General features: G+C 73.5%; 14 protein-coding genes. 8 read left to right on the top strand and 6 right to left on the bottom strand.

Features of this window, described 5'->3' with window-relative positions; all coding sequences use genetic code 11:
- The first annotated feature begins 88 nt into the window (after window positions 1-88).
- Window positions 89-1,225 carry a zinc-binding metallopeptidase family protein gene (locus tag MET2598_RS0112195; RefSeq protein WP_012334787.1) on the top strand — a complete coding sequence of 379 codons (1,137 nt, stop codon included), beginning with the start codon at window positions 89-91 and terminating at the stop codon, window positions 1,223-1,225.
- Between the two features lie 112 nt (window positions 1,226-1,337).
- On the opposite strand, the gene MET2598_RS0112190 is transcribed toward MET2598_RS0112195, so the two are convergent.
- From MET2598_RS0112190 to MET2598_RS0112175, 4 genes are all read right to left on the bottom strand, one after another.
- On the bottom strand, window positions 1,338-2,570 hold the full coding sequence (locus tag MET2598_RS0112190; RefSeq protein ID WP_018261016.1) for an ABC transporter substrate-binding protein: 1,233 nt from the start codon (window positions 2,568-2,570) through the stop codon (window positions 1,338-1,340).
- A gap of 221 nt (window positions 2,571-2,791) precedes the next feature.
- Window positions 2,792-5,980, bottom strand: coding sequence for an efflux RND transporter permease subunit (locus MET2598_RS0112185; protein WP_012334785.1), 3,189 nt, complete (start codon window positions 5,978-5,980; stop codon window positions 2,792-2,794).
- 156 nt (window positions 5,981-6,136) lie between these two features.
- Entirely contained in the window at window positions 6,137-7,270 is a 1,134-nt protein-coding gene (locus tag MET2598_RS0112180; protein ID WP_012334784.1) for an efflux RND transporter periplasmic adaptor subunit, read from the bottom strand.
- 179 nt (window positions 7,271-7,449) lie between these two features.
- On the bottom strand, window positions 7,450-7,770 hold the full coding sequence (locus MET2598_RS0112175) for a rhodanese-like domain-containing protein (protein ID WP_012334783.1): 321 nt from the start codon (window positions 7,768-7,770) through the stop codon (window positions 7,450-7,452).
- A gap of 306 nt (window positions 7,771-8,076) precedes the next feature.
- Here MET2598_RS0112175 and MET2598_RS0112170 point away from each other — a divergent pair, with 306 nt between their 5' ends.
- Both MET2598_RS0112170 and puuE read left to right on the top strand, forming a co-directional pair.
- Window positions 8,077-9,348, top strand: a complete 1,272-nt coding sequence (locus MET2598_RS0112170; protein ID WP_018261013.1) for a glycosyltransferase family 4 protein — start codon at window positions 8,077-8,079, stop codon at window positions 9,346-9,348.
- Window positions 9,349-9,466: 118 nt separating this feature from the next.
- Window positions 9,467-10,903: an allantoinase PuuE gene (gene puuE, locus MET2598_RS0112165; RefSeq protein ID WP_018261012.1), complete on the top strand. Its 1,437-nt coding sequence runs from the start codon at window positions 9,467-9,469 to the stop codon at window positions 10,901-10,903.
- Between the two features lie 148 nt (window positions 10,904-11,051).
- On the opposite strand, the gene MET2598_RS0112160 is transcribed toward puuE, so the two are convergent.
- Window positions 11,052-12,056 (bottom strand): helix-turn-helix transcriptional regulator, encoded by a 1,005-nt coding sequence (locus MET2598_RS0112160; RefSeq protein ID WP_018261011.1) that lies wholly within the window; start codon window positions 12,054-12,056, stop codon window positions 11,052-11,054.
- Window positions 12,057-12,272: 216 nt separating this feature from the next.
- Between MET2598_RS0112160 and MET2598_RS0112155 the strand changes: the two genes are divergently transcribed.
- From MET2598_RS0112155 to MET2598_RS0112145, 3 genes are read left to right on the top strand one after another with little or no spacing between them, the layout of a single operon-like run.
- Window positions 12,273-14,492, top strand: a complete 2,220-nt coding sequence (locus tag MET2598_RS0112155) for a TonB-dependent receptor (protein ID WP_018261010.1) — start codon at window positions 12,273-12,275, stop codon at window positions 14,490-14,492.
- Window positions 14,493-14,494: 2 nt separating this feature from the next.
- Window positions 14,495-14,887, top strand: a complete 393-nt coding sequence (locus MET2598_RS0112150) for a hypothetical protein (RefSeq protein ID WP_018261009.1) — start codon at window positions 14,495-14,497, stop codon at window positions 14,885-14,887.
- On the top strand, window positions 14,884-16,140 hold the full coding sequence (locus MET2598_RS0112145; protein ID WP_018261008.1) for an MFS transporter: 1,257 nt from the start codon (window positions 14,884-14,886) through the stop codon (window positions 16,138-16,140). Before MET2598_RS0112150 ends, MET2598_RS0112145 begins: the two co-directional genes overlap by 4 nt.
- On the opposite strand, the gene MET2598_RS36390 is transcribed toward MET2598_RS0112145, so the two are convergent.
- Entirely contained in the window at window positions 16,041-17,348 is a 1,308-nt protein-coding gene (locus tag MET2598_RS36390) for an MFS transporter (RefSeq protein ID WP_012334777.1), read from the bottom strand. The genes MET2598_RS0112145 and MET2598_RS36390 overlap by 100 nt on opposite strands.
- A 165-nt stretch (window positions 17,349-17,513) precedes the next feature.
- Between MET2598_RS36390 and MET2598_RS0112135 the strand changes: the two genes are divergently transcribed.
- Window positions 17,514-19,280, top strand: coding sequence for an IucA/IucC family protein (locus MET2598_RS0112135; protein WP_018261007.1), 1,767 nt, complete (start codon window positions 17,514-17,516; stop codon window positions 19,278-19,280).
- A gap of 7 nt (window positions 19,281-19,287) precedes the next feature.
- Window positions 19,288-20,346, top strand: a complete 1,059-nt coding sequence (locus tag MET2598_RS0112130; protein WP_236728712.1) for a GNAT family N-acetyltransferase — start codon at window positions 19,288-19,290, stop codon at window positions 20,344-20,346.
- The last annotated feature ends 5 nt before the right edge of the window (window positions 20,347-20,351 follow it).

Genomic DNA, 20,351 nt, shown 5'->3' with positions numbered 1-20,351 from the left:
GTGCCGCCGACGGCGGAACTTTGCCGGGTTTGAGCCTTTTCAGGGCTGATCCGGGACGCGGCGCATCGCCGATGCGGCGGAGGGCGCGATGAAGATCTTCCAGTGCGAAGCCTGCGAGCAGCCCTTCCACTTCGAGACCAAGCGCTGCGCCAGCTGCGGGCGCCGGGCGGGCTACGACCCGCAGGCCGAGACCGTCGTGACGGTGAGCGGGGCCGAGGGGCCGCTGCGCGGCTCCTGCCCGCCCCATCGCCGCTACCGCGCCTGCGCCAACGCGGCGCTCGGCGCCTGCAACTGGCTGATCCCGGAGGAGGCCCCCGACTCCTACTGCGTCGCCTGCCGCCACAACCGCACGGTGCCGGACCTCTCGATCGCCTGGAACCTCACCCGCTGGCGGGAGATCGAGATCGCCAAGCGGCGCCTGTTCTACACGCTCCTGCGCATGCACCTGCCGCTCACCCTGCGGCGCGACGATCCCGAGGGGCTCGCCTTCGACTTCCTGGTCGATCCGGCCGAGGCGCAGCTGGCCGGCCCGGCGGTGCTCACCGGCCACGACAACGGGCTCATCACGGTGAACCTCGCGGAGGCCGACGACGTCGAGCGCGAGCGCCGGCGCACGCAGTTCGGCGAGCCCTACCGCACGCTGCTCGGCCATTTCCGGCACGAGATCGGGCATTATTTCTGGAACGTGCTGGTCCGCCACGACCCGAGCCTGCCGGCCTTCCGGGACATCTTCGGCGACGAGCGGGCCGATTACGGCGCCGCCCTGCGGGGCTACTACGCGCACGGCGCGCCGCAGGCGTGGCAGGAGCGCTTCGTCTCGACCTACGCGGGCGCGCACCCTTGGGAGGATTTCGCCGAGACGTTCGCGCATTACCTCCACATCGTGGACACGCTCGAGACCGCGTCGAGCTTCGGCCTGCGGGTGCGGCCCAAGCTGCGCGCCGGCCTCGCGACGACGATGGACTTCGACCCGCACCACGCGCCGGATCTCGGCCGGCTGATCGAGGCGTGGCTGCCGCTCACCTTCGCGATGAACTCGCTCAACCGCAGCATGGGGCAGCCGGACCTGTACCCGTTCCGGCTCACGCCGGTGGTGATCGGCAAGCTCTCCTTCGTGCACGACCGCATCCACGCGCGGACCGATTCGCCGGGCGCGGTCGCCGGGACGCTCAAGGCGGTGATCGCGGGCCTGCGCACCCCGATCGCGCCGCCGCGCTCGGCGTAGCGCGCGCCGCCGTCCGGCCGGACGCGCGCCGGAGGGGCCCGGCGCTTCCTTGAGGGCAGCCGACGGCATGATCGGGTGATCCGGGATCCGCTTGATCGAAGCGGATCCCGGATCACGCCTTCACGAGCGGGCAATTGCCCTTGTCGAGCGGGCGGAACGCCTCCTCGGCCGGGGTGGTGCCGATGAGCTTGTAGTAATCCCAGGGCTTGCTGCTCTCGCCGGGCGTCTTCACCTCGAACAGGTAGGAGGGGCAGAGCTTGCGGCCGTCCTCGCGGATGCGCCCGGGTCCGAAGGCGTCGTCGTCCGTCGGCATCGCCTTCATGCGGTTCACCACGTCGACGCCCGAGGCCTTGGCGGCCTTCACCCCCATGTCGGCCACCGCCTTGAGGTAGTGCAGCGTCGCGGAGTAATCGGCGATCGAGGCCATGTTCGGGTAGACGCCGCTCAACCGCGGCAGGGCGCGCCTCGTCACCGCGCGGGTGCGGTCGTTGAGGTCCCAGTAGAAGCTCTCGGTCAGGATCAGGCCCTGCGCCGCCTGCAGCCCGAGCGCGTGCACGTCGGAGAGGAACATCAGCAGGGCCGCGAGCTTCGTGCCGTGCTGGGTCACGCCGAACTCCGCCGCCTGCTTGATGCAGTTGACCGTGTCGGCGCCCGCATTGGCGAAGGCGATCACCTTGGCGCCGCTCGCCTGGGCCTGGACCAGGAAGGAGGAGAAGTCGCTGGTCGACGGGAAGGGGTAGCGCACGCTGCCGAGCACCCGCCCGTTCGCCGCCTTGATGAAGGCCGTGGTGTCCCGCTCCAGCGCGTGCCCGAAGGCGTAGTCGGCGGTGACGAAGAACCACGAGTCGCCCCCCGCCCGCACCATGGCGGCGCCGGTCGACTTCGCCAGCATGTAGGTGTCGTACATCCAGGCGATCGTCACCGGCGTGCACTGCACCCCCGTGAGGTCCGACGTCGCCGCCCCGGTATTGATGTAGACCTTGTTCTTCTCGCGGGCGACCTGGTTCACCGCGAGGCCGACCGAGGAAGTCGGCACGTCGATGATCATGTCGACGCCGTCGCGGTCGTACCATTGCCGGGCGATGCTGGCCCCGACATCGGGCTTGTTCTGGTGGTCGGCGGAGATCACCTCGACCCGGAAGCCGTTCGCGGCGAACTCGTCGACCGCCATCTGGGTGCAGGCGACGCCGTAGGGCCCGCTGATGTCCCGGTAGGGGCCGGACTGATCGTTCAGGACGCCGATCCGGATCGTGTCGGCGGCCTGCGCCTGCGGCAGGCGGGGCAGCATCGGCGTCAGGCTCGCGCCGACGCTGGCGGCGAGCACGCCGCGACGCGTCATCCTCATCCGACCTTCCTCCCTTCAGACGTTGCTTTATCGTTCTGAGCAGTCGGAAGCTTATTGCAAACGCAAGACTTCGCAACGACCGGATCGGCGCCGCGCACAACGGAGCCGGCCGGCCGCGGGATTGAGGCAGTCCGCGCGCGGGCGGGCCGCGCCGGGCGCGAGGACGGGCGCCCGACCCCGCGGCGGCCCCGCGCCGGGGCGCGGGGCGGTCCGGACCGCGGCTACTGCGCGGCCGCGAGGTTCGGCGGCGGCTCGTCCCTGCCGCGCCAGCGGTTGATGCGGATCAGGACGTGGCGGATCACCACGTAGAAGACCGGCGTCAGGAACAGGCCGAACACCGTGGCGCCGAGCATGCCGAACAGCACCGCGGTGCCGAGCGCCTGGCGCATCTCGGCGCCCGGGCCGGTCGCGATGGCGAGCGGCACCACGCCGAGGATGAAGGCGAAGGCCGTCATCAGGATCGGGCGCAGGCGCAGGCGGCAGGCCTCGACCGCCGCGGCGACCGGGCCGCGATGCTCGCTCTCCTCGATCTGGTGGGCGAATTCCACGATCAGGATCGCGTTCTTGGCCGCGAGGCCGATCAGCACGATCAGGCCGATCTGGGTCAGGATGTTGTTGTCCTGCGCCCGGAGCTGCACCCCCGCGAAGGCCGCGAGCACGCCCGTGGGCACCACCAGCAGGATCGCGAGCGGCAGCGCCCAGGATTCGTACTGGGCGGCCAGCACCAGGAAGACCAGGAGCACGCCGAGCGCGAAGACGTAGAGCGCCGTGTTGCCCACCGCCTTCTGCTGGAAGGCGATCTCGGTCCACTCGAAGCTCATCCCCTCCGGCAGGGTCTTCCTGGCCAGGGCCTCCATGGCGCCGAGCGCCTGGCCGGTCGACACGCCGGGCCGCGTGTCGCCCTGGACCGGGATCGCGTAGAACAGGTTGTAGCGCTGCACGATCTGCGGCCCGGCGATGTCGCGGATGCCCGCGAGCGACCCCATCGGCACCAGCGCGCCCGTCGAGGAGCGCACCTTCAGCCGCGCGATGTCGTCCTTCTCCAGACGGAACTTGGCGTCGGCCTGGGCCCGGACCTGGTAGATGCGCCCGAACGTGTTGAAGTCGTTGACGTAGGCGCCGCCGAGATTGACCTGCAGGGTCGAGAACACGTTGGCGAGCGGCACGTTCAGCATGCGCGCCTTGGTGCGGTCGATGTCGAGGTAGATCTGCGGCGTGTCGTTCCCGAAGGTGGTGAAGACACGGGTCAGGTTGGGGTCCTGGTTGGCGGCCGCGATCAGGTCGCCCGAGGCGGCGAGCAGGCTCGCGATGTCGGAGCCGGAGCGGTTCTGCACCTGCATCTTGTAGCCGCCCGCGTTGCCGAGGCCGCGCACGGGCGGCGGCGGGATGGCGATGATGCGCGCCTCGGTGATCGAGGCGGTCTTGCCGAAGACGTCGCCCACGATGGCGGCGGCGGTGCGCCCGCGCGCCTGCCGCTCCTTGAACGGCTTGAGCGTCAGGAACATCACCGCGCCGTTGGTGGTGTTGGTGAAGGTCGAGCCGTCGAAGCCCGAGATCACCACCGCGTTGGCGACGCCGTCGATGGTGAGCGCGCGGGTGGCCGCCTCCTTCACCACCGCGGTCGTGCGCTCCAGCGCCGAGCCCGGCGGCAGCTGCACCACCACGATCAGGTAGCCCTGGTCCTGGAGCGGGATGAAGCCCGTGGGGGTGGTGCGGGCGAGGTGGAGGGTGCCGGCGATCACCCCGCCGTAGAGGGCGAGCATCACGAGCAGCGGCACGGTGCGGCCGGTGAGGAAGCGGATCGTCGCCGCGTAGCCGTTCGCGGTCGCGTCGAAGGCCCGGTTGAAGGTGTTGGCCGCGAAGCTGCCGAGCCGCGCCAGGACGAAGCGCGACCGGCCGTGGGCGTGGTGGGGCTGCAGCAGCAGCTTGCACAGCGCGGGCGACAGCGTCAGCGAGTTGAACATCGAGATGATGGTCGAGGCCGCGATCGTCAGCGCGAACTGCCGGTAGAACTGGCCGGAGATGCCCGGGATGAAGGCGGTGGGGATGAACACCGCCGAGAGCACCAGGGCGATGGCGACGACGGCGCCGCCGACCTCGTCCATGGTCTTGTGGGCGGCCTCGCCGGGGGAGAGTCCGTCCGAGATGTTGCGCTCGACGTTCTCCACCACCACGATCGCGTCGTCGACCACGATGCCGATGGCGAGCACCAGCCCGAACAGGGTCAGGTTGTTGAGCGAGAAGCCGAGCGCCGCCATCACCGCGAAGGTGCCGACGAGGGAGACCGGGATCGCGATGATCGGCACCAGCGCGGTGCGCCAGCTCTGCAGGAAGACCAGGATCACCACCACGACGAGGACCACCGCCTCGCCGAGCGTCTTGTAGACCTCGTGCACCGACTCGGCGATGAACTCGGTCGGATTGTAGGCGATGCGGTACTCGAGCCCGGGCGGGAAGTCCTTGGCCAGCTCCTTCATCAGGCTCTGCACGGTCTCGGCCGCTTCGAGCGCGTTGGTGCCGGGGCGCTGGAAGACGCCGACGCCGATCGCCGGCTGGCCGTTCAGGAAGGACTGGGTGACGTAGTCCTTCTGGCCCATCTCGACGCGGGCGATGTCGGAGATGCGCACGAGCCGCCCCTCCGAGGCCTTCACGATCACCTTGCGGAACTCGTTCGGGTCCTGGAAGCGGCCCTGCGTCTGCACCACGAGCTGGAAGGCTTGGCTCGTCGGCGAGGGCGGGGCGCCGAGGGCGCCCGAGGCGACCTGGACGTTCTGCTCCTGCAGGGCGCCGATCACGTCGGTGGTCGAGAGCTGGTAGGCCGCGAGCTTGTCCGGGTCGAGCCACAGCCGCAGGGCGTACTCGCTGCCGCCGAACACCGTGATGTCGCCGACGCCGTTCAGGCGCAGCAGCTGGTCGCGGATGCGCAGGTAGATGTAGTTGGCGATGTAGTTCTGGTCGTAGGTGTTGTCGGGCGACAGCAGGTGAACGACCATCATCAGGTCGGGCGAGGACTTGCGGACCGTGACGCCGAGGTTGCGCACGTCCGGCGGCAGCCGCGGCGTCGCCACCGAGAGCCGGTTCTGGACCAGCACGTTGGCGATGTCGAGGTTGGTGCCGAGCGCGAACGTGATGGTCAACTGCATGTTGCCGTCGTTCGTCGACAGCGACGACATGTAGAGCATGTTGTCGACGCCGTTGATCTCCTGCTCGATCGGCGTCGCGATGGTGGCCGCCACGGTCTCGGCATTGGCGCCCGGGTAGGAGGCGCGCACCACCACGGTGGGCGGCACGATCTCGGGATATTGCGAGACCGGCAGCGAGATGTACGAGACGTAGCCGATGATCAGGATGACGATCGACGTCACCGAGGCGAAGATCGGCCGGTCGACGAAGAAGTGGGCAAACCGCATCGGAGACCTCCGGCCCGGCTCCGCCCGCGGGCGGCCGGCCGCTCTGTCGTGGCCTTGGGGGCGCGGCACCCCTCCGGGAGGGGCGCCCCGCTCGGAGGGGGCGGCGGCGCCCCCGCGTGTCGGGGCGCCGTGCGCCCCGGGTGTCGGGACGCCCGGTCAGGTCCGGGTCGGGGGCAGGTCCTTGCGGTCCGGCGTCACCTTGGCGCCCGGCCGGACCCGGGTGAGCCCGCTGATCACGATGGTCTCGTCGCCCTTCAGCCCGTCGCGGACGATCCGGTAGCCGTCGATCTTCGGCCCGAGGCGCACGTTGCGGGAGGAGACGGTGTTGTCGTCCGCGACCACGTAGACGATGCGCTTGTCCTGGTTGGCCGCCACCGCCTCGTCGGGGATCAGCACGCCCTTGTAGGGCTGCGAGGCCGGCATGCTCACCACCCCGAACAGGCCCGGCTTGATGAAGTTGTCCGGATTCTCGACCGTGGCGCGCAGCAGCACGGTGCCGGTCGATTCGTCGACGCGGTTGTCGACGAAGTTGAGCTGGCCCTTGCGGCTCGGCTTGTCCTCGCCGGTGAGCGCCACCAGGATCGGCACCGTGTGCTCCTTCTGGGTCGCGCCCATGCCGATCCGGAGGGTGCCCTGGTAGGTCAGGAAGGAGCGCTCGTCGACCGTGAACGAGAAGTAGATCGGGTCGAGCGACACGATCGTGGTCAGCATCGTCTGGTCGGTGATGACGATGTTGCCCTCGGTCACGTTGCGCTGGGAGATGCGCCCGGTGATCGGCGAGCGCACCTCGGTGAAGTCGTAGTTGAGCTGGGCCTGCCGCAGGGCCGCGGTGGCGTTGTCGACGTCGGCCTGCGCGGTGAGCGAGGCCTGCCGGCGCTGGTCGGTGACCTGCTCGGAGATGTTGCCCGAGCGGCTGAGCGTCTGGGCGCGCTCGAGGTCGGTCTGGGCGAAGGTGAGGCGGGCCTGCGCCGAGGCGAGGGAGGCCTGGGCCTGGTCGAGGGCCGCCTTGTAGGGGCGCCGGTCGATGGTGAAGAGCAGGTCGCCCTTCTTCACCACGGCGCCGTCCTGGAAGTGGATCTTCTCCAGGTAGCCGGTCACCCGGGCGCGCACCTCGACGTAGTCGACCGCGTTGAAGCGGCCGGTGTAGTCGTCGCGCTCGACCACCTCCTTCACCACGGGCTTGGCGACGACCACGGTCGGCGGGGCGCCGCCCGGGGCCTGCCCGAGCGCCCGCCCCCCCGCCGCCAGGACGAGCGCCGAGACCATCGCTGCCAGCCAGCGCCTGCGCATACTCACTCTCCCGTGTCTCGCTGCCACACGCGGCCGCCTGCCTTGAGGGAATCCGGCCAGGGGCCGGGGGGCGCGCCGGCCGCAGCGGGACCCGCGCCGGCGGGCGGCGCGCGGCCCTCCCGCGGGCCTCTCTGCCGATCCGAGCGCCGGGCCGCGGGGCGGCCCGGCGGATTGCCGTCCTACTCGACCGCCTCGCCGGCGCCGAGCCAATCCTTGAACCCGCCCGCGTAATGCTCGGTGAGCGCGACGCCCTGGCTCTGCGCGTAGGCGAGCGCCCGCGCGGAGCGCACGCCCGCCGCGCAGGAGAGCACCGGCCGCCGGCCGTCCCCGGCGATCAGCGCCTGCAGCGCGCCGAGGTCGAAGGTCGAGAGCGGATGCGACACCGAGCCCGGTATGTGCCCCCGCGCGAACTCGTCCGCCTCCCGCACGTCGATGAGGAGGACCGAACCCTCGGCCAAGCCGCGCTTCACCGCCTCGCGATCCCAATCCACGATCGTCATGTCGCCCACCCGAGTGCGGGCCCGGGCCCGCGGCCCGTTCCGCATGCTGGAGATCTGTCCGATCCACCGGTTCGGACAATGCTCCAGGTTAATCAATCTGCCCAAGATGTGCGACGCGCCGGTGCCCGCCCCGTCACCGATCGCCGCCATGGGCGAAGCCCGCCGGTGGGCGGGCTGCCGCTGACGATTGGGATTAATCATCACTGCTTAGGCTGGCAAGCGCTGCGACGTGCGGCATCGCACAGACCCTGGCCTCGGCCGGCCGGCCCGTCTATGGGCGCCCGGTCCTCTCTCGACTGGTCCTTCATGACAGATCGTGCCGTCGTCCTCGACCTGACCCGCCTCGTCACGCGCCTCGCCCAGGCGCATCCGACCGGCATCGACCGCGTCGATCTGGCCTATGCGCGCCACGCGCTCGGCCAGCCGGGACCGCGCTTCGGCCTCGTCTCGACGCCGCTCGGGCCGCGGCTCCTCCCGCGGCCGGCGGCGCAGGCCGTCGTGGAGGCCGCCGTCGCGGGCTGGGCGGAGGACGCCGCCGCCGAGGCCGACCCCGCCTACCGGGCGCTCGCGGCGCGCCTCGGCCAGGGCGTGCCGGCCGCGGCGGGCGGCGCCCCGGCGCCCCGGCGGCGGCGGGTTCAGGCGGCGATCCGGCTGCGGCTCGCCCGGATGCCCGGCATCGCCGGGCTGCCGCGGGGCGCGCTCTACCTCCACACCTCGCATCTGCGTCTCGACAGGCCGGCCCGGTTCGACTGGCTCTACGACCGCCCCGACGTGCGCCCGGTCTTCTTCGTGCACGACATCATCCCGATCGAGTACCCGGAATACGGCCGCGACGGCGAGGCGGCGCGCCACGCCCGCCGGATGCGCACGGTCTCGCGCCACGCCGCCGCGATCGTGGTGAACTCGGCCGACGTGGGCGCGCGGGTCGCGGCCTACCTCGCGGGCGCGGGCCTGCGGGTGCCCCCCGTCACGGTGGGCCCCCTCGGCGTCGAGCCCGCCTTCGCGGCCCGGGCCGGGGAGGCGCTCGCGCCCGACCGCCCGACCTTCCTCGCCTGCGGGACGATCGAGCCGCGCAAGAACCATTCCGGGCTCCTCACCCTGTGGCGGGAGCTCGACGCCCGGCTCGGCCCCGCGACGCCCCGGCTGGTGATCGCCGGGCGCCGGGGCTGGGAGAGCGAGAACCTGATCGACCTCCTCGACCGCTGCCCGGCGGTGCGGCGGCACGTCGTCGAGGTGGCGGGCCTGTCCACGGCGGGGCTGGTGCGGCTGATGCGGGGCGCCACCGCGCTGCTCATGCCCTCCTTCGCGGAGGGCTACGGCCTGCCGGTGGTGGAGGCCGCCGCCGCCGGCCTGCCGGTCGTGGCCTCGGACATCCCGGTCCACCGGGAGGTGGCGGGATCCTTCGCGGCCCTCCTCCACCCCCTCGACGGCCTCGGCTGGATGCGGATGGTCGAGGATCTGGCGGCGCCCGGCTCGCGGACGCGCCGGGACCTCGCGGCGCGGCTCGCCGGCTTCGCGCCGCCGAGCTGGGCGGACCATTTCGCGCGGGTGGATCCGATGCTCGACGCGCTCGGCTGAGCGCGCCCCGGGGCCCGGTCTCGCGGCCCCGGGGCCGCCGGGGGCTCGCGGCGGATCACGCCCTGGCGTCCCGGCGGCGGGGAGCTAAACTGGGCGGTTCCCAATCCGGACCGGAGCCATGACCGAGACCTCCTACCCGCGCGACCTGATCGGCTACGGCCGCACCCCGCCGCAGGCCGAGTGGCCGAACGGTGCCCGCCTCGCGGTGCAGTTCGTCATCAACTACGAGGAGGGCGGCGAGAACTGCCTGCTGCACGGGGACCGGGCCTCCGAGGCCTTCCTGTCCGAGATCGTCGGCGCCGCGCCCTGGCTGGGCCAGCGGCACATGACCATGGAATCGATCTACGAGTACGGCGCCCGGGCGGGCTTCTGGCGCCTGTGGCGGCTGTTCACCGCGCGCGGCCTCCCGGTGACCGTGTACGGAGTCGCGACCGCGCTGGCACGCAACCCGGAGGCGGTCGCGGCGATGCGCGAGGCCGGCTGGGAGATCGCCTCGCACGGCCTCAAGTGGATCGACTACAAGGACTTCTCCGCCGAGGAGGAGCGCGCCCATATCGGCGAGGCGATCCGCATCCACGCGGAGGTGACCGGCGCCCGGCCGCTCGGCTTCTACCAGGGCCGCACCTCGGAGCACACCCTGCGCCTCGTGCAGGAGGAGGGCGGCTTCCTCTACGGCGCCGATTCCTACGCGGACGACCTGCCCTACTGGGTGTCCGGCCCGCGCGGGCCCTTCCTGATCGTGCCCTACACCCTCGACGCCAACGACATGCGCTTCGCCACGCCGCAGGGCTTCAACAGCGGCGACCAGTTCTTCACCTACCTGAAGGACACGTTCGACCTGCTCTACGCCGAGGGCGAGCGCGCGCCGAAGATGATGTCGGTCGGGCTCCATTGCCGGCTGGTCGGGCGGCCGGGCCGGGCGGCGGCCCTGGCGCGCTTCCTCGACTACGTGGCGGGCCACGCGGACGTCTGGGTGGCGACGCGGCTCGACATCGCCCGGCACTGGATCCGCCGGCACGCGCCGGGCGACCTGGCGCCCAGCACGATGAGCCCGGCCCTGTTCCTGGAGCATTTCGGCGACCTCTTCGAGCATTCCCCCTGGGTGGCCGAGCGCACCCTCGCGGGCGGGATCGGCCCCGAGCAGGACAGCGCCGAGGGGCTGCACGCCGCGATGGTCGCGGCGATGCGCGCCGCCGATCCCGAGCGGCTCACCGCCCTGATCCGGAGCCACCCGGATCTCGGCGAGCGGGTCGCGGCGCTCACGCCGGATTCCGCCTCCGAGCAGGCGAGCGCCGGGCTCGACGCCCTCTCGGAGGCGGATCGCGGCCGCTTCCTCGACCTCAACGCCCGCTACCGCGACCGCTTCGGCTTCCCCTTCGTGATGGCGGTGCGGGACCGCCGGCCCGAGGAGATCCTCGCCGCCCTGGAGGAGCGCCTCGGCCACGACCCGGAGACCGAGCGCGAGGCGGCGCTCGCCGAGATCGAGGCGATCACGCGGCTGCGCCTGCGCCAGCGCCTGCCCGCCCGGCCCGACCCCTCGGCGGCGACGGCCTGAGGCGGCCGCCGCGGCGGCCCGTCGCGGGCGCTGAGCGGCCCCTCGGGCGGCTCGCGCCGCCCCGGACCTCCTGCGCCGAAGGGGGCGCCGGCTCGGGGCGGCCGCGATGCGGGCCGGCGGGCCGAGCGAAGCCCCCGCGCCGGCCGGGTCAGTGGCCCTCGGGCGGATCGCCCGGCGCGGCGCGGGCCCGGCGCGGCGCGATCCCGTAGCGCCGCCGGAAGGTGCGGTTGAAGTAGGAGAGGTCGCCGAACCCGACCTCGAAGGCGATCGCGCTGATCGGCTTGCGCCGCCGCGCGGGCGAGCGCAGGAGGCGCAACGCCCGGTCGAGCCGGCGCTCCAGCACGAAGTCCGAGAAGGTCCGGCCCTCCGCCTCGAACAGCTTCTGGAGCGAGCGCAGGCTGATCCCGTGCTGCTGCGCGACGCGCCGCGCCGTGATCGTGCGGTCGTCGAGGCGCAGCTCGATCTCGGCCTTGATCGCCCCGATCCGGGCCGCCGCGCGGTCGAGGGGCGCGGGGACGGGGCCCGGCGCCGGGTCGGCGCACAGGATCGCGACGAGGCCCGCCATGTGCCCGAGGGCGTGCTCGCGCAGCGCGCCCGTCGCCACCGGCAGCAGCCCCCGCATCAGGGCCGCGCCGTAATGGTGCAGCAGGGCCAAGGCCGCGCTGTCCCGAGGGAAGACCCGGAGGGAGGCGGCCACCTCCGCCATGGCGGGCGTGACGGCGCGCGCGGGCAGCGCGAGCGCGTCGAGGCGCCCCGCATCCGCGACGCGCAGGCTCGCCGGCCCCGCAAGCAGGATCGCCTCGCCGTCCTCGACGAGGACGTGGGTCCCCCCCACCCGCGCCCGGACGGCGCCGCCGTGCGGGCGCAGCAGCACGGCGCCGCCCGGCAGGACGGGGCTCGCCACCGGGAGGTCGGTCTCGGGCGTCGGGCGGAAGCAGGACATCAGCCCGATATCCGGCTCCAGGCGCAGCAAAGCCGCGGCCCCGAACGGGAGCTCCGGGGGCGGCGCGCGGCGGACGGGGGCGGTCCGGCCCGCGGCGCGGGGCGGCGCGTAGCCGCCGCCCGGCGGCGCGCCCTCGGCGAGGATCCACACCGGCGCGAGGCCGCCCGGCGGCGCCCCCGGATCCGGGTTTCGCGTGAGTCCGTCTTCCACTGCGCTCCCGTCCTAGACAGCTGTCGTCGCCCAATCCTACTAGCCAGAGAACATTACGAAAGAACACGGCCGCCGAAAATCGGCCGGAATGCAGCAAGATCACATTGTAACGATTAAAAACTGGCACCGAACATTGGGTCAGCTCCGAATGCTCCGCGAGGGCAGGGGCTCGGGACCCCGGATGTGCGGGGGAGCTTTGGAGGCATGCGAGGAACGATGCGGACCATCTTGATCTCGACGACGGCCCTGATCGCCGCGACGGCGCAGGCCGCCGCGCAGGGCGCCCCCGACGGCACCGTCGCCCTCGACGCGATCACGGTGACGGCGGCGCGGGCCGAGCGCTCGGTGTCGGAGATCCCGCAGACGGTGCAGGTCGTGGGCCGGCCCGCGATCGAGGAGCAGCTCAAGCAGAGCCCGAGCGCCTCCGCGGCCCTGGCGCGGCTGCTGCCGGGCTTCTCGGCGTCGAACCAGACGGTGTCGGGCGCCTCCGAGACCTATCGCGGCCGCGACCTCCTCGTGCTGGTGGACGGGGTCCCGCTCAACACGCCGCTGCGCGACGTCTCGCGCATCCTCTCGCTCATCGACCTCAACGCGGTCGAGCGGATCGAACTGGTGGCGGGCGCCTCCAGCCTCTACGGGGCCGGCGCCACGGGCGGCACCGTGAACTTCATCACCAGGAAGGCGGAGCCGGGGCCGCCGCGGGTCACGATCAACGCGGCGACGCGCGCCTTCACGCACGACGTCGGCGCCTCCGTCGTGCCGGAGCTCTCGGCCACGGTCTCGGGGCGCGAGCCGAGCGGCTTCGACTACGTCTTCACGGGCACCGGCCGGATGAGCCGGCGGACCTACGACGGGGCCGGCCGCGAAATGCCCTCCGACGCCATGCTGGGCCAGGGCGGCGGCGACCGCTTCGGCAGCGGGACCATCCTGGCCAAGCTCGGCTACGACATCGACGCCTCGCGGCGCGTCGAGATGTCGTTCAACTGGTTCACCTTCGACCAGACGCCCCGCTACCTGACCGACTATTCCCCGCCCTTCGCCCGCCCGCTCTTCGGCAAGCCCTACACGGGCCTGAGCGTGCTGGAGGACACCAAGTCGCTGCAGCTGCGCTACCTCGACCGCGACTTCGCCCTCGGCTCGCTCAGCATCCTCGGGTTCTACAACGACATCCAGAAGCGCTTCAATTTCAACACGTTCTCGTTTCCCTACAACGCGCAGGTCTATTATTCCTTCAATCCGAACGACCCGACGAGCCGCAACAACCAATCGACGCTGTTCTCCAACCGCGGCGGCGTGAACGCGACCGTCGACACGCCCCTCGACTGGCTCTGGCCGGGCGCGCGCCTGACCTGGGGCAGCGACGTGATCGTCGAGAAGACCCGGCAGACGCTCACGAGCGGCGAGGACGTGTTCACGCCCCTCCAGCAGGTGACCGCGGCGGGCTTCGCGCAGCTCCAGATCCCGGTCACCGACCGCCTGACCGTGCGCGGGGGCATGCGCTACGAGGCCTTCATGCTCGACGTGCAGGACTTCACGCGGCCGGCCGCCTTCGTGGCGCTCGCGGCGCGCAACGCGCTCGGCTACCAGGGCTACGTGCTGCCGGCCCTCGCGGTGACGGGCAGCCGCTTCGACTATGCGGCGCCGACCTTCAACGTCGGGGCGACCTACCGGGTCACCGACTTCGCGGAGGTCTATGCCGGCTTCTCCCAGGGCTTCGCCCTGCCGGACGTCGGCGCCTACACCCGGCGCGCGGGCCTCTCCACCGCCTTCGCCTGCCCGGTGGCGAACCCGACCTGCCTGCCCGCCGCGCGCCGGACGATCGGCTTCCAGCAGATCGCCCCGGAGGCGCAGATCGTGAACAACTACGAGCTCGGCCTGCGCGGCGGCGAGGGTCCGTGGCGCGCGAGCCTCGCGGGCTTCATCAGCACCTCGCGGGAGGGCGTGACCTTCGACCCGGTCAGCAACACGATCTCGCAGCAGCGCGAATTCATCTACGGCACGGAGGCGACCGCCGACTACGCCCTCACCGAGCGGGCGCGCGTGGGCGTGATCGGCACCTACCGGGAGGGCCGCTTCGACAGCAACAAGGACGGCCGCCTCGACAGCTGGCTGCCCAACAACCGCATCGCCACGCCCTACCGGGGAACGGTCTGGCTGAGCTACCTGTTCGACGGCGGGGTCTCCCTGCGCCTGGAGGGCGAGGGCTATTCGGGGCGCGACGCGCGCATCGACCTCGCGGGGACGCGCTACCGGATCAAGCCCGGCGCCACCATGAACGCGGCGCTCTCGGTGCCGGTCGCGGGGGGCGAGGCCTATCTCGCGGTCAACAACCTGCTCGACGCGGTCGTCCAGAACCCGTCCGCCACCTCGGTGCGCAACCTGCCGGTCTATTCCCTCGGCCGCACCGTCACGGCCGGCTACCGGGTGACCTTCTGACCATGGTGAGCCTGGAAGACGAGGGCGCGCTGCGCGTGCTGCGCTTCGTGCCGCCCCACGGCGAGCGCGACGAGGGCGACTACCTCGCCGCCCTCGCGGCGATCGCGGAGACGGGGCGCCCCTTCGCGCTCCTCGCCGTGTTCGGCGGCGAGGGCCGGCTGTCGCAGGCCGGGGAGCGCGCGCAGGCGCTGTGGTTCAAGGGCAGCCGCGCCCGCATCGAGCGGGATTGCTGGGCGATCGCCCTGGTCCGGCCGGGCGCGACGCCCCGGATGGCCGAGACCTTCCGGAAGCTCTGGTCGATGCCGCTCGCCGTCACGCAGGACGAGGCGGGCGCCCGCCGCTTCCTCGCCGCGCAGGCCCCCGGCCGCTCCGCGGGCAGGGAGGAGACCGAATGACCGCGACCGCCGGACCGCGCCCGTCCTCCCCGCCCGCCCTCGCGGCCGGGCCCGCGCCCGGCCGCGCGCGGCTCTTCGCGGTGCTCGCCGGGCTCTACGTCGCGCAGGCGATCCCCTCCTACCTGATCGCGGCGGCGCTGCCGCCGATCATGCGCGAGGCGGGGGTCTCGCGCGCCGCGATCGGCTCTCTCAGCCTCCTGTTCCTCCCCCTCGTGCTGAAGTTCCTGTGGGCCCCGGTGGTCGACCGCGTCCGCCCCTTCGCGCGCGCCCACCGGGCGGGCTGGGTGATCGTCACCCAGCTCGGCGTCATCGCCTGCCTGCTCGCGCTGGTGCCGTTCGGGCCGACGCAGGTCGGCCCGATCATGGCGGTCGGCTTCCTCGCCTCGCTCCTGATCTCCACGCAGGACATCGCCACGGACGGCTACGCCGTGAAGCAGCTGCGCGCCGAGGATCGGCCCGTCGGCAACGCCATCCAGGGCGGCTCCGTCGCCCTCGGGGTGGTGGTCGGCGGGACGCTCGGGCTCGTCCTCTACCACCGCGTCGGCTGGACCTGGATGCTGCTGACGCTCGCGGCCGCCTCGACCCTGCCGCTCGCCGCGGCCCTCGCCATGCGGGAGGGCGATCCCGCCCCCGAGGCCGGCGCGAGGCGGCCCTCGGTGGGCGCCTTCCTGCGCCGCCGCGAGGTGCGCAGCATCCTCTGGGTCGCGCTCACCTACCGGGTGAGCGAGGGCCTCGTGAAGGCGATGGAGGGGCCCTACCTCGTCGATGCCGGAGTGCCCCTCGACCGGATCGGCTACCTCTCGGGCGTCGCGGCGACGACCGCCGGGCTCGCCGGCTCGGTGGTGGCGGCCGTGCTGGTCCGGCGCCTCGGCACGGCGGCCACCCTCGGCCTGCTCGGCCTCCTGCGCACCCTCTGCTTCGGCCTGTTCGCCGCCCACGCGCTCGGCCTGGTCGCCGGCCACGGGCCGCTCTTCGGGGCGGCGGGGTTCCAGACCCTGATCCGCTACATGGAGATCGTCGCCCTCTACAGCCTGTTCATGGCGGCCGCCTCCGCGGGGCAGCCGGGCACGGATTTCACGGTCCTCGCCTGCGCCCAGCTCGTCGTCTACCTCGCCGGGTCCCTCGTCTCGGGCAAGCTCGCCGACCTCTTCGGCTACGGCGCGCTGTTCGGCCTCGCGGCCCTGCTCTCGGGCGCCGCCACCGCGGCGACGGTCGGCCTGCTGCGGCGCGCCGGCCGGGAGGCGGCGGGGTGAGCGGGCGCGCGCTCCTCCGGCGGCCGCGGCCCCGCGGGGGCGTCCGTCCCGGCGCCGGTGGGCTCCTCGCTCAGCCCGAGGCAGAGCGCGAGGGCGGCGAGGGCCACCGCCGCGCAGGACCAGAAGGGCGCGGCGGGCGCCAGCGCCAGCGCCGCGCCGCCCGCCAGCGCGCCCGCCCCCTGGCCCGCCACGTGGGCGCTCGCGAGCCAGCCGGCGGCGCGCGCCTGCGCGGCCCCGGCGGTGCGGGCGGCGATCCAGGCGGCGTAGTGGGGCGTCGCGAGCGCCGTGCCGGCACCGGCGAGCGCCCCGCCGACGACCAGGAGGCCGGGCCACGGGCTCGCCGCCATGACGGCGGCCCCGCCCGCCAGGGCGGCGAGGCCGCGGCGCAGGTTGCGCCCGAGCCCGGGGCCGAGCCGGGGCAGGAGGACGAGCTGCGTCGCGACCGCCGCGAGGGCGACGGCGGCCAGGGTCGAGCCCGCCAGCGCCGCGGCCGCCCCGGCGGAGAGGCCGAAGCGCTGCTGCACGAGCAGGCCGAGCGCGATCTGGACCTGTCCGAGCGCGAAGCTGACCGCGAAGGCGACGGCGAGGAGCGGCGCCACGCCCCGGCCGGGCCGCACCCGCCCGGCCGCGTCCGGCGCCCGGGCCGGCGCCGCCCAGTCGGGGGCGGCGAGGAGCACGAGCGGGCTCGCCAGCAGCAGCAGGACGGGCGCGGCGGGGGACGCCGCGCCCGCGAGCATCGCCAGCGACCCGGCGATCCGCCCGAGCGAGAACCCGGCCCCGAGCCGGCCGAGCATGGCGGGCCGCGCCGCCTCGGGCGTGCGCCGCACGAGCGCGGCCTGGGCGTGCGGCACCACGCCGGCGGCCCCCGCCGCGTGGACGAGCCGCGACAGGGCGAGGAGGCCGAGCGCCGCCGCGCCCTTCGTCAGGAGGGCGGCGGCGAAGAGGCCGTGGCCGAGCACCATCAGGCCGCCGAGGAGCGCGCAGAGCCGGCGCAGGCGCCACCCGGCCCCGAGGCCGCCCCACAGCGGGGCCGCGACCAGGAAGGTGAGCGCGCCCAGGAAGGCCAGCGCCCCCATGGCCGCGCCGCCGAGCCCGGTCCGCTCGCTCGCCACCGGTACCAGGGCGAGCAGCGCCGATTGCCCGAAGCCGACGCCGGAGACCGCCAGGGCCAGCCGCCACGCCGCGCCGCGCTCCGTCGGATCCTCCATCGCACGCCTCCGCCCGCTCGCGCCGCGCATCCCATAGTCAGACGCAACGTAAACATCAAGTCGTAATAATTCTATCTAGAACAATCACAAAGTGTTTTTTTGCTCGACACGCGGCTAGTTTCAGCTAGATGGGCGGCATTGCGCAGCGATACGGGGTGCTTTCCGATGGATGAACTCGGACCGCGATCCGGCGGCGAGGCGTGCCGGGTCGCGACGCGGTGCTTCCTGAACAGCCTGATGCGGGAATGGTCCGGCTGGTCGCTGCACGGCGATGGCGAGGGCGCGCCGGTCGTGGTGCGCGTCCCGCTGCCGGCGCGCGGGACGCAGGTCGAGGTGGAGGTGGCGCACCTGTCGCGGGTCGGGCAGCACGCCTTCCGGCTGCCGCTCCGCGAGCACCGACCGGGCCTGCCGCCGCGCGCGCTGGGCCTGCCCGAATTCGCCGCCATGGTGACGGGCGAGCCGGCGATTGCCGGAAGGGCGCATCGCACCAGGGCGGTGACCTTCCTGCGGCGGGTGCTCCACAGCCTCGAGGAGACGGCCGACCTCCTGGCGGACCCGGCCGCCCCCGGGGGCGCCTTCCGGGAGCGCGACCCCGCCTTCCTGGAGGGCGAGCAGGCGCTGCGCTTCGGCCACTCGGTCCACCCGACGCCGCGCAGCCGGGACGAGTTCACCCGCGCGGATGCGCGCCGCTACGCGCCCGAATACGGCCGGGGCTTCTCCCTGCGCTGGTGGTCGGCCGCGCCCTGGTGCGTGGCGCAGGGCGCCTCCCGCGCCCGGAAAGCCGCCGCGCTGGTCCGGGATCTCGCCGAGGAGGATCCCGTCTTTCCGACCCGGATCCTGGAGGAGGCGGAGGGGCGGGTGCTGCTGCCGATGCATCCCTGGCAGGCGGCGCGCCTCGCCCTCGATCCGGAGGTCGGGGCGCTGATGCGGGCCGGGCTCGTCGTCGACCACGGCGAGGCCGGCGCCTCCTGGTTCGCGACCTCGTCCCTGCGCAGCCTCTACGCCCCGGGCGCGGCCTTCATGCTGAAGGTCTCGCTGTCCCTGCGCCTCACCAACTCGGCCCGGGTGATCCGGCCGGCCGAGGGGGAGCGCGGCCTCGTGGTGGACCGGCTGCTCGCCGGCCCGGTGGGCGAGCGCGTCGCCGCGCGCTTTCCCCGGTTCCGGGTCCTCGGCGAGCCGGCCTACCTCCTGCTGCGGCGCGAGGACGGGACGGCGCTGCCGCAGACCATGGTGGTCCTGCGCGACAACCCCTTCCGCGAGGGGGCGGGACCGGCCGCGGTCCTGGCGGCCCTGTGCGAGGTCGGGCCGGACGGGCGCGAGAGCGGGCTCTCCCTCACGATCCGCCGCGTCGCGGCCCGCGAGGGGACCGCCCCGGAGAGCGTGGCACCGCGCTGGTTCCGGCGCTTCCTCGAGGTCGCGGTCGCCCCGCTCCTGGTCCTGCAGGCGGACGAGGGCCTGCTCTTCGGCGCGCACCAGCAGAACCTCGTGCTCGGCCTGAGCGGGGGCTGGCCCGACCGGGCCTGGTTCCGCGACTGCCAGGGCACGGGCTACGTGCGCGAGGCCCTGCCGGCCCTGCGCGCGGCCGCCCCGGGGCTCGCCTTCGAGGCCGGCCACCTGTTCGGCGCGCCGGAGGCGGCCCGCATCATGGGCTACTACCTCGTCGTCAACAGCCTGTTCTCGGTCGTCGGCGCCCTCGCGCTCGCGGGGCTCGCCGCCGAGTCCGACCTGATCGGCCTCCTGCGGGACGTCCTCGCGGAGCTCGCCGCGGGGCCGCTGCGCGACCGCACCTGCCTCGACCACCTCCTCACCAGCCCGACCCTGGACAGCAAGGGAAACTTCATGATCGGCTTGCGCGACATCGACGAGAACACCCAGGTCACCGACCCGCTCGCGGAATACGTGCCGCTCCCCAACCCGATCGCGGGGCGCTGAGGTGACCGTGCAGGGAAGGATCGCGGCCGGGGCCGGGCTCGCCCTCGACGTCGCGGCCGCGACGAGCCGGCACTGGCCGGCCCGGCGGGAGGGGATGATCGCGGTCCTGTGCGAGCCGAGCGACGCGAATGCCGCGCGGCTCACGGCGCGGCGGGAGGGCGCGCCCCTCGGCGGGGCGGAGCTGCGCCCCGACGGGAGCGACACGGCCCGCCTCGTCCTCGACGCCCCGCTCGGGACCCACCCGGACGACGCGGACCTCGTGGCGGTGCTCGCCGAGGCGGCCTTCCAGCGCTGCCCCGGGGCGGTGCGCCTGCGCGTCGCCGACGGCCCCGCGCTGCTCGGGCTCGCGACCGACCGCCGCGAGGGCGAGGCGCTCGTTGACCGCGCGGCCTTCCACCAGCTGCCGCTCCTCTGGGGCCGGCCCGCCGCGACGGCCTACCCGCTCCTGCGCGCGGCCCCCGGATCGGCGCAGGGGCGCCCGCTGCGGCCCCCGCGGCCGACCGGCACCTTCTACCGGCGCTGGCTGCCGCGCCTCGGGACGACGCTGTCGCTGCGGGCGATCGACCGCCGTCGCGACCTCGCCCTCTTCCACGGCTGGATGAACCAGGAGCGGGTCGCCCATTACTGGGACCTCGCCGGGAGCGAGGCCGCGCTCGATCGCTACCTCGCCGAGCAGGAGGCCGACCCGCACCTCTACGGCGTGATCGGGGCGTTCGACGACGAGCCGGTCGCCTATTTCGAGGTCTACTGGGCGAAGGAGGATCGCCTCGGGCCCCACTACGACGCGGAGGATTTCGACCGCGGCTGGCACGGCCTCGTGGGCGATCCCCGCCACCTCGGCCGGCCGCGCACGCAGGCGTGGTTCACCGCCGTCACCCACTGCCTGTTCCTCGACGAGCCGCGCACGCGCCGGATCATGGGCGAGCCCCGGGCCACCCACCGCAAGATGCTGAGCTACTGCGCCACCACGGCCTACGCGGTGCTGAAGGAGTTCGACTTCCCGCACAAGCGCGCGGCGCTGGTCTGCTGCGAGCGCGAGCGGTTCTTCCGCGAGGTGCCGCTGTGAGCGCG

The sequence above is a fragment of the Methylobacterium sp. WSM2598 genome, assembly GCF_000379105.1.
In the GTDB taxonomy this organism is placed as follows: domain Bacteria; phylum Pseudomonadota; class Alphaproteobacteria; order Rhizobiales; family Beijerinckiaceae; genus Methylobacterium.
The sequence above is the reverse complement of the archived record's forward strand: the minus strand, read 5'-3'. Positions and strand labels throughout refer to the sequence as shown.